Origin of the sequence: Neobacillus drentensis NBRC 102427 (assembly GCF_001591445.1) — a bacterium.
GTDB classification, from domain to species: domain Bacteria; phylum Bacillota; class Bacilli; order Bacillales; family Cytobacillaceae; genus Neobacillus; species Neobacillus drentensis.
Map to the genome: position 1 here is coordinate 1 of NZ_BCUX01000093.1, position 8,140 is coordinate 8,140.

At 31.5% G+C, this 8,140-nt stretch carries 12 protein-coding genes and 2 pseudogenes; 5 read left to right on the forward strand and 9 right to left on the reverse strand.

The features are described 5' to 3' along the window. Nucleotides 1-98: 98 nt before the first annotated feature. A complete protein-coding gene (locus tag BDR01S_RS23695; RefSeq protein ID WP_066254356.1) occupies nt 99-362 on the reverse strand; it encodes a CPCC family cysteine-rich protein in 264 nt (87 codons plus the stop codon). Between the two features lie 48 nt (nt 363-410). Then, a complete protein-coding gene (locus tag BDR01S_RS25550; RefSeq protein ID WP_157406249.1) occupies nt 411-584 on the reverse strand; it encodes a hypothetical protein in 174 nt (57 codons plus the stop codon). A 176-nt stretch (nt 585-760) separates the two neighbouring features. Between BDR01S_RS25550 and BDR01S_RS23700 the strand changes: the two genes are divergently transcribed. Next, nucleotides 761-1,084 (forward strand): ArsR/SmtB family transcription factor, encoded by a 324-nt coding sequence (locus tag BDR01S_RS23700; protein ID WP_066254354.1) that lies wholly within the window; start codon nt 761-763, stop codon nt 1,082-1,084. Nucleotides 1,085-1,136: 52 nt separating this feature from the next. Continuing rightward, nucleotides 1,137-1,388 (forward strand): hypothetical protein, encoded by a 252-nt coding sequence (locus tag BDR01S_RS25985; protein ID WP_157412989.1) that lies wholly within the window; start codon nt 1,137-1,139, stop codon nt 1,386-1,388. Nucleotides 1,389-1,515: 127 nt separating this feature from the next. Here the strand turns inward: BDR01S_RS25985 and BDR01S_RS23710 are convergent, their stop codons facing one another. Then, the gene (locus BDR01S_RS23710) at nt 1,516-1,944 is read right to left on the reverse strand and encodes a hypothetical protein (RefSeq protein ID WP_066254348.1); all 429 of its coding nucleotides are present in this window, start codon (nt 1,942-1,944) and stop codon (nt 1,516-1,518) included. 573 nt (nt 1,945-2,517) lie between these two features. On the opposite strand from BDR01S_RS23710, the gene BDR01S_RS25555 reads away from it, so the two are divergent. Both BDR01S_RS25555 and BDR01S_RS26695 read left to right on the forward strand, forming a co-directional pair. Next, nucleotides 2,518-2,805, forward strand: coding sequence for a hypothetical protein (locus BDR01S_RS25555; protein ID WP_157412987.1), 288 nt, complete (start codon nt 2,518-2,520; stop codon nt 2,803-2,805). An 866-nt stretch (nt 2,806-3,671) separates the two neighbouring features. Further along, nucleotides 3,672-3,911 carry a tyrosine-type recombinase/integrase gene (locus tag BDR01S_RS26695; RefSeq protein ID WP_066254341.1) on the forward strand — a complete coding sequence of 80 codons (240 nt, stop codon included), beginning with the start codon at nt 3,672-3,674 and terminating at the stop codon, nt 3,909-3,911. Nucleotides 3,912-3,914: 3 nt separating this feature from the next. On the opposite strand, the gene BDR01S_RS26700 is transcribed toward BDR01S_RS26695, so the two are convergent. The 3 genes from BDR01S_RS26700 to BDR01S_RS23735 all read right to left on the reverse strand — a co-directional run bounded on the left by BDR01S_RS26700 (nt 3,915) and on the right by BDR01S_RS23735 (nt 5,669). Then, on the reverse strand, nt 3,915-4,064 hold the full coding sequence (locus tag BDR01S_RS26700) for a DUF5071 domain-containing protein (RefSeq protein WP_082797565.1): 150 nt from the start codon (nt 4,062-4,064) through the stop codon (nt 3,915-3,917). Further along, the gene (locus BDR01S_RS23730) at nt 4,034-5,065 is read right to left on the reverse strand and encodes an alpha/beta fold hydrolase (protein WP_066254338.1); all 1,032 of its coding nucleotides are present in this window, start codon (nt 5,063-5,065) and stop codon (nt 4,034-4,036) included. Before BDR01S_RS23730 ends, BDR01S_RS26700 begins: the two co-directional genes overlap by 31 nt. 301 nt (nt 5,066-5,366) lie before the next feature. Next, nucleotides 5,367-5,669, reverse strand: coding sequence for a hypothetical protein (locus BDR01S_RS23735; protein ID WP_066363380.1), 303 nt, complete (start codon nt 5,667-5,669; stop codon nt 5,367-5,369). A 737-nt stretch (nt 5,670-6,406) separates the two neighbouring features. On the opposite strand from BDR01S_RS23735, the gene BDR01S_RS25990 reads away from it, so the two are divergent. Beyond that, nucleotides 6,407-6,619: a hypothetical protein gene (locus tag BDR01S_RS25990; RefSeq protein ID WP_066254334.1), complete on the forward strand. Its 213-nt coding sequence runs from the start codon at nt 6,407-6,409 to the stop codon at nt 6,617-6,619. Nucleotides 6,620-6,953: 334 nt separating this feature from the next. Here BDR01S_RS25990 and BDR01S_RS23750 read toward each other — a convergent pair. The 3 genes and pseudogenes from BDR01S_RS23750 to BDR01S_RS23755 all read right to left on the reverse strand — a co-directional run. After that, nucleotides 6,954-7,416, reverse strand: a pseudogene (locus BDR01S_RS23750) (GNAT family N-acetyltransferase). Between the two features lie 177 nt (nt 7,417-7,593). Then, nucleotides 7,594-7,755 (reverse strand): hypothetical protein, encoded by a 162-nt coding sequence (locus tag BDR01S_RS25560; protein ID WP_157406250.1) that lies wholly within the window; start codon nt 7,753-7,755, stop codon nt 7,594-7,596. Nucleotides 7,756-7,884: 129 nt separating this feature from the next. Next, a pseudogene (locus BDR01S_RS23755) lies at nt 7,885-8,140 on the reverse strand (hypothetical protein); the annotation flags it as partial.

The following is an 8,140-nucleotide window of genomic DNA, read 5'->3' on the forward strand; positions in this document are numbered from 1 at the left end:
GCTCAATCTCAAAAAAGGATCGCCGCTGCAATCCTTGTTCTTCCACTTTTGCACCCGTTACTTGAATAAGAAACATAATCATATATGCAAATGTATACTCATAACGGTTTCCAGTTAGGGTCTTTAATGTCTTCTTGATTTGGTTTTCTTACAAACTTAATACTGCCTTCATCACAAGCCCCAAATTTAATAAAATTTTGTTGTGCTTGTTTTAATGAAACCTCATTTGCACCACCTTCAAAATCAGGGTCTCGATATTGAACTCCATCGTCTTCCCAAAAACAAATACCGCAAATATCATATGTTCCTGGTGGTTCTTCATCTAATGTTTTATACCCGCAACAAGGACAAGTATATTTCACGAACTTCACCTCTATTTAAGAAATGCACCAGTTAGCTTTATAAAGGATTTATAATTTTTTTCCATCACTTGATTCAATTAACTTACTTATTATATATCCAACGATATATTCTCTCTGAGTTTTTTCTTCAATATCATCATTCTCCACAAGGTCATCAATTATCTTACTAATCAAGTTCCATAATGTAGTATTTTCAAATTGCGTATAAGGATGAGACACCACCTAGTTTACCTCCTTCACTCAAGCACCCGTTAGCTTAAGTGAAATTATTTACATACTTCAGATTATCCGTCTATATCTCTTCTTTTTATTAAATAGTAAATGCATTTTGCATACGTTGATTGTAAAAAGGTAAAATCTATTGTTTTGTTGTTACACCTGTAATATAATTATTACATATGAAACAAATATTGAGTGGTGACGATTTAATAAAATTATTAGCTGCATTGTCAAACCCTTTTCGTCTTAAGATTATTGCAATACTGCACCAAGAAAAGCAATACGTTAGTCAATTAGCAAGAGAGTTAGGTATAAGCAGACCCTTACTTTACTTACACTTACAAAAATTAGAGGAGGTGGAACTAATTAAAGGGCATCACGAAATTTCAGAAACTGGTAAGGCGATGAAATATTATGAACTTAACTCATTTAACATTGTGTTAAATGAACAAATAATTGCTGATTTAGCAGAGAATTTAAGTATAAAAAAGCGAAAGGATTAAATATGAGTCCTTTCCCTTCGCAAAAAAATGAAAGGTTGGTACCACTAAAATGATGACTAACATAGACACTGGGGGCATTTTATTTCTTTTATTTTCATACGGCATAAATATCCTACCTATTTTGCTTTTTATTATTTTGTTCATTTACATAATCCGATTTTTTCGTCGTACTGAACGCCGAGCAGAAGCAAGATTAAAATTAGATACTGAAAATATAGCCTTCCAGCAACAACAGATAAAATCAATTCAGGAACTTAATAAAAGATTAACAACAATTGAAAACATTCTTAAAGAGGTTGATTGACTTTAACCATATAAAAGACCTTTATCAAAAAGGTCTTTTTTGAATTAACCTGCCACGTTACTTCAACAACAGTAGGAACTGCCATTAAAACAGTTCCTTAACTAATGCAACCAATAGTTAAACAAGATTATTTTTCTAAAATTCGATAATCCTTTGTTTTAGATATTGAAATACTGTTTTCATTAGCAAAATCAATTAAATCTACAAATATGTTGTCGGGAGAAAAATGAACAACTCGAATGTTAAACCCTTTTTTCACTTGTATAATGGCACCCTTGGTCATCCAACCGAGACGTTTAAATTTTATCCGAATTATTTGATTAGGAGATACTTCTTTTTTGTAGATAGGCATTGCCAAGAATAATATTTGATATACCAAATAACCGTCATCAATCTTAAACTTAAATTGGATAAATAATGATAATAGAATAAACACAATAAGTCCAATTTGGAAGTATAACATTCCATTAGAAAAGTCTTTTATTGAAATTGACGTTGCTGTTATCACCAAGAAAAACCCTAATATTCCTCTTTGCGTTTTTGCATTGTAAACCAATTCTCTCCCCTCCTTCCTATCCTTAATTCAACATAAATATCCAGTCCGTTGTTGAATTAATCTGCTCAGTTGAACAATAAGAAAAGCCGCCAAAATGGAAGCTGGTTCTTCAAGTATCGCACCCGTTACTTTAAGTGAAATGTTTCACAATACTATTTTATTTTTTTACCTTTAGAACATTTTATCGTATAGAAACTCACGAAATATATTACTAAAAAAATAACCCATCCCCGAACACTGTCGCTATGGATTTTAATACCGTTGGCACGAAGACACGACAAAATTACAACTGAAAGGACAACAGAAATTAGAAAAGCAATTGAATTATCTTTATAAGTCATATCCTTCCTGGTTGGTTCCCCTTTTTCAAAAATAAATTCTAAGATTCGCATTTATTATACCGCCTTTATTTAAATAGCTATGAAGCAATCCTTTTCATCCTCTTAAATCCCATTCTATTACATTTTTAGCTTTTTAAATATTATTATTATTGTCAAATCGTTATTCAACTAACCTGCCCCGTTACTTTAAGAAGGAAAAAGCGACCCTTCAATATTGAAGCATCGCACCCGTTTGTTAAAGAGTCAAAAAGGAATTTTCCCTATAAAAATTGGAACAAAAACCCCGACAATAGAAGCAATAAAAATTATCCAAAACGTTTTTGAGGTTAACCTTTCCTTTAGGAGACGATTTTCTTTTGAAACAAACAAAGTGAGTATAATTGTATATAACCCAAAAAGCGTAAATGATAAACCAAACCATACAACCCAAACATTCCCTGTAAAGCTAATTCCAGCACTTTCATATACATTATTAAGAACTTACTCAGTTAATAAAAACCAACAACTAAAAATAGAATAATTTCAATAATAGTAATTAAATACATTTTCCAAATAGCCATACCTTTGTTCAAGTATCACACATGTTAGCTGAAGAAGAACTCAAAGTTATATCAAGACTTTTCTTCACCATATTTGGATTTTTATTTTCTCTTGGGCATTAATTTGGGCTTAATAAATATTTGGTCTACAAAACCAAGTATAATTGCTATTGACAAACAAACTATTAGATTACCTGAAATAGCCATTGCAAAACCTAGTGCAATCATACTATATAAACGTATTGATTCGATTAACTTTCTATACTTTTCCATACTACACATCCTATTTTATATCTTATCAAATTATCAAAATTCCATTTTCTTCTTTCACTAACCTGCCCTATACTTCAACAAGGCAATCCCTTCTTCTTGAAGGAGTTCCCCCGTTAGTTAAGTAAGAATTTTCACTTACGGTCTTTCAAAAAGCAAGTAATTAGAGAAACTACTAAACCTAAAAATGAAGCCCCTAGTCCAAGGGATGTTGCCGAACCACTGGATGTTAATATTAGTGCGATACCAAAAAGTGATATTGAAATACCTAAAAGTGATAAACGCATTTTATCTTTTACCCCCAAGTTAATGTATTAATTCTACACAAAGACTAAATATACCAATTAAACTATCCTTCTCCGCTACTTCATTACCTAACGTTTCCATTTCTATAATCAAGGCAATAATTCCTCTAATATAACCGATAAGGAGGAATTATTTTGTTATTATCAAAAGCCTGGGAATTATATGAATCGGATAAAAGAATTGAAGGATTCTCTCCACAGACATTAAAAGCATATAGGCTACAATCTAAGCTACTTATCCAACACTTTAGCGATGTGGATATTGGATCATTATGTATTTAACAGGTTGTAGAATAGGCGGAGTTTTTTCTCTAGATAATTATCATATTAATTGGTCCAATCGTTCTGCAATTGTGCTTGGGAAGGGTGACAAGGAAAGGGAGGTCTACTTTAATATACGGTGTGAAATCTGGCTCAAGCGATATTTAGACCTTCGCCAGGATAAAGATCCCGCTATTTTTGTTACTGAACGGTACCCACACCTCATTTTTCAGGTAATTCAGGAAAAATAAGATTTAATATAAACACTGTATGAGAGGGATTATTTCATCTGGAAAATCCAAAAGCAGTTCGGCAATATTTCGAGCTATTACCCAATTCATATCCTGAATCCATTCAAGAAGTTTTGGCAATATTAATTTTTTATAAATGTATCTGACATCCATTCATAAAATTTTTCCTTTTCTTCTAATTGTGGATAATGAGCCGATTGATCAAAAGAAATAAATTCCTTTTGGTCGGCTTCTATCCTATCAAAATATTCTTTTGCTGCATTTGATGAAGTCATATAATCATATTTGCCCATAACAAAATAGAATGGGATTTCAAGTTTTGTTACAATATTAGGCAATGGATTTTCTAATATATCTTTTAACAGCATCTTTTGAGAATAGCCCATCCCATAGTTATAACGGATTACATCTAATAAGTTATACTCACTGCTTAAAAAAACACTTATGTTATCACCTGGGTCATCAATAAGTCTTGTAGACCCGCCATATTTCAAAACATAACTTCGTGGAGTAACCGTGTTGCCGTTTTTGATTTGTTCCATTAATCCTTTTAAATATAAAACATCATCCGTATTGCCATCCTTTTGAGCCTGATCAATGACGTAGGTCAAACTGTCAATCTCACTTTCTACTGTATCACTCATTTGCCCGATACCAATATATGCTTCATATTTTTCAGGGGCTTTATAGGCAGCTTGCATTCCAATATATGTACCAGCAGAATGGCCTATCAATATGAGCTTTTCCTTTCCAAGACGTTCTGATATGTAATCGGTCATAGCCAATAAGTCTTCTACCAATAAATCTGTTGAAAGATTAGAATAATCCTCAAAAAAATGATAAGATTTACCGCTCGCTCGTTGGTCGTAATGAACGACCGTAAAATTGGTTTCCAATAAGTCTTGGAATTCTTTGACATACGGTATTTCTGGAGTTCCAGGTCCTCCATGTACAACAATAATAACTGGATTATCCTTATCATTACCTCGTATCATAATTTCGTGATTACTTCCATTGATCTCAACTTGCTCTAATTCACTAATACTGTTTTCACCTTGTATATCCGTAGTCCATGTTGGAAAGATGAGTGCAATTATTAGAGAAATCATGATAGCTGTTCCGATAAATATTATTGATTTTCTCATTCTTTTCATAAAAGTAACTTCTTCCCTCTTAATTTATTTTCATTTGTCTCACTTTAAATATTTGATTTTAACCCACTAAGATTCTCCTTTACATCAACTATACAATTTAAGAGGACTCAAAATTATTAAGTTTTCGTAAAACATATTCTTCCACTAACCTGCCCCTTTAGTAGAAGAAGAAAAGGGCTTTACTCTTTTTTAATCTAAAGAACGCCGTTAGTTTAATAAAAAAAAGCCGCCAATTAAGGCAGCCTGATCTTAAAGCAAAGCACCCCGTTAATTGAAGAAGAATACCATCATTTATGCAAAACTAATTCGAATGATTTGAAATTAATGGAGTATGTTTTTCCCATTCCCCTTGTAAATTTCCCCAATAATCTCCAGTTTGTTTATCAAAAATCATATCGTAATCATCCGACGTTTTGATATATTCATAACGATTTTGTTCTTGTTGTATCTTTACGACATCATCTTTTTTGAATCTTAAAGATTGTGAAATAAACCAAGAGCCTAGAACGATACATAGCCCCAAAAAAATAATAGAAAAAGCCATTAGGTTTTTATTCATAACCCCCCCATATTTTTCCTTTTTAAAAATCATATTCCACAACATTAATCAATATTCCTTCTTCAACCTGTCCTTTAGTTGAACAAGAAAAAAGAGCTGCACTGCAACTCAATGTTCTTCTACTAAAGCACCCGTTCAACAACGTCTATCCATTTTTCTTTTGACTATATATTTTCTGATTTTTGAACTAATCTTGAAGAAACGATTTATCATTAATAACCACACAATAATACTGATAGTGTTACGAAAATCTCTATGGATGTTTAACAAGAAACCAATTAAATAATAAATACAGTAAAAAGGTAAAATTATTAATAAATAATCAAATATTGCTAATTTCATTTCTTTAGATGTTGCAACATAAATAACTGCCATTATTATTAAAAAACCAAAATCAATCAAATCCATAATGTGTGTTTCACATCCATTTTATACTGTGTTTTCTAATCAATAATAATTGTTATTTTTATGTATTACATCAGGTAATTTTAGCCTGAATCTCTCTTCAACTAAACTGCCAAGTTAGCCGAAGCAATGTGTTTTTTTATTGATTTATCAACTATTTTATAGAATAATCACCACTTTTCTTATTTCAATTCACATAGTAATTCACAGGATATGAAATAATTATTGGAGTGTGTGTGAATTTGTTGTGATTTGCATTATGAATAAAGAAATAAAAACAAGGTTATTTTCCAAATCGATGGTAATGTAGTGTAAAATATTAGAGAAAGAAAAGACACATATGTGTACTAAGAAGCGATGAAATTTGTACAGGCGAAATGGGGAACAAGTATATTTTAAATAAAATAAAATCATTACCACATAAAATAATATTTGCAATCGGATTAACTTTAAATTTGGCAGGAGTGACATTGGCTAATATTTTGCCATTTGGTATTTGGTCAATATTAATTGAAGGTATCCTATTATTTATTGGAACTATATTACTAGTGATTGCTTCTGATAATAAACATTCAAATAAGAGTTTATGAACAATACGAACAATTCAGAAATTGAATATTCAAAAAACGAAAGCCTGTGATTTGGCTTGCGTTTTTATATGCGAATTTATTGTGATTTCTGCTGTTAATTAACTTGAGAATTGGCGTTTTGCACCCCAAAAGTGAACCCGTTAGCATATTACTAACGGGTTCGGTTGATGGGTAGAAAAATGTTAATAACAATATAAATTTCACACTAATCAGTATATATTTCAACAGTAAATTAGAAATATAAATGGCAAGTAAAAACGCTCAGATTTGAGCTGCACCCGGTAGTGGAATAAGAAATAAGTAAAGGCAACAGACTATTTTCTTTAACTCCGCATCAGATTACTTCATTTATTTCTATATTCCATTCATATTGAATATCAGGTAACTTTTCTTCATTTTCATAGCCTCTTCCAATTATTTTAAATCCATTTTTTTCATAAAATCCTTGTGCAATTTTATTTACTTCAAACGTGTACAACGTTAATTTCCCGCTTGATTGTGATTTTTTTATTTAATAATATTTGACCTATACCAATTCCTTGATAATCTATGTGAACATAAAGTTGACTTATTTCCGTTCCGTTATAGGCAATCATTCCAACTACTCTTTCTTCTATTAACGCTAAATCTATTTGAAACTGCTGAGGTAATATGTGGTTTAAAAAATAAATGTGACTTTTTAAGTTATGACTTTCTTTCTGACCAATTGCCCGTTCCTTACTATTTCGCCACATTCTCACTGTTTGTTCAGCATACTTGGAATCATACTGAACAATTATGATTTGGTGTTGGTTCACTACAATACCTCCTCAATTTTTGTTTACTCCTTATTGTTATATTCTTGATATGAAAATGCATAAATTAATATTCCCTCTTTAATTAACGTTAGTGGCATAACAAAAAAAGCTGCTAAACCAGCCAACTTTTCATTAAAACGAGCATCCGTAAGTGGGAAAATTGAAATTTGCTAACCTTTATTCAGTAATCAGGGATGCCTTTTCATTTGAAATGAAACGAAAGGTTTCTTCTCCTGCCTTTTTATCTTTTATAGGTACAGAGTTTACAAAAATACCCTCCAATTGAAAATCAACAGTATGTAGGGGCTCGTTCGAACTAAACAAATAGTAAGACTTCACAAACTAAAAACCCCTTATTCAAGATAAGCACCCATTAGCCCCCGTTGAACAAGAAGTCTACAAGAGAATTGTGTTTTTCACGTCAAAAAGAGCTCAATTTTTCATTTTAATCGGTGAAGTTTCGCTTAACTAATGAATTAATGATGCTCTTAAAGTATTCACGTCATTTTCCAAGTAACTCATTAAACAAGTTAACGTATACACCCAACCTTCTTTTTGTCCTATCATTTTGTATACTTTTTCTGGGTCATCTTCTTTCAAACCTGATTCGTTCACTTCAATATGACTTTTGTATTCGATTTCCATACCTGCCAAGGAGGTTAAATATGAACATTGTAGAAATACAACACATTGGCTTTCCTGCAGTGAATTATAATTATGATTC

Excerpts from the sequence above, each read along its gene's own strand:
- BDR01S_RS26695 (WP_066254341.1), top strand. The coding sequence starts at position 3,672 with ATGTATTTAACAGGTTGTAGAATAGGCGGAGTTTTTTCTCTAGATAAT.
- BDR01S_RS23730 (WP_066254338.1), bottom strand. The coding sequence starts at position 5,065 with ATGAAAAGAATGAGAAAATCAATAATATTTATCGGAACAGCTATCATG.
- BDR01S_RS23700 (WP_066254354.1), top strand. The coding sequence starts at position 761 with ATGAAACAAATATTGAGTGGTGACGATTTAATAAAATTATTAGCTGCA.
- BDR01S_RS26700 (WP_082797565.1), bottom strand. The coding sequence starts at position 4,064 with ATGGATGTCAGATACATTTATAAAAAATTAATATTGCCAAAACTTCTT.
- BDR01S_RS23735 (WP_066363380.1), bottom strand. The coding sequence starts at position 5,669 with ATGTTGTGGAATATGATTTTTAAAAAGGAAAAATATGGGGGGGTTATG.
- BDR01S_RS25985 (WP_157412989.1), top strand. The coding sequence starts at position 1,137 with ATGACTAACATAGACACTGGGGGCATTTTATTTCTTTTATTTTCATAC.
- BDR01S_RS25990 (WP_066254334.1), top strand. The coding sequence starts at position 6,407 with ATGGGGAACAAGTATATTTTAAATAAAATAAAATCATTACCACATAAA.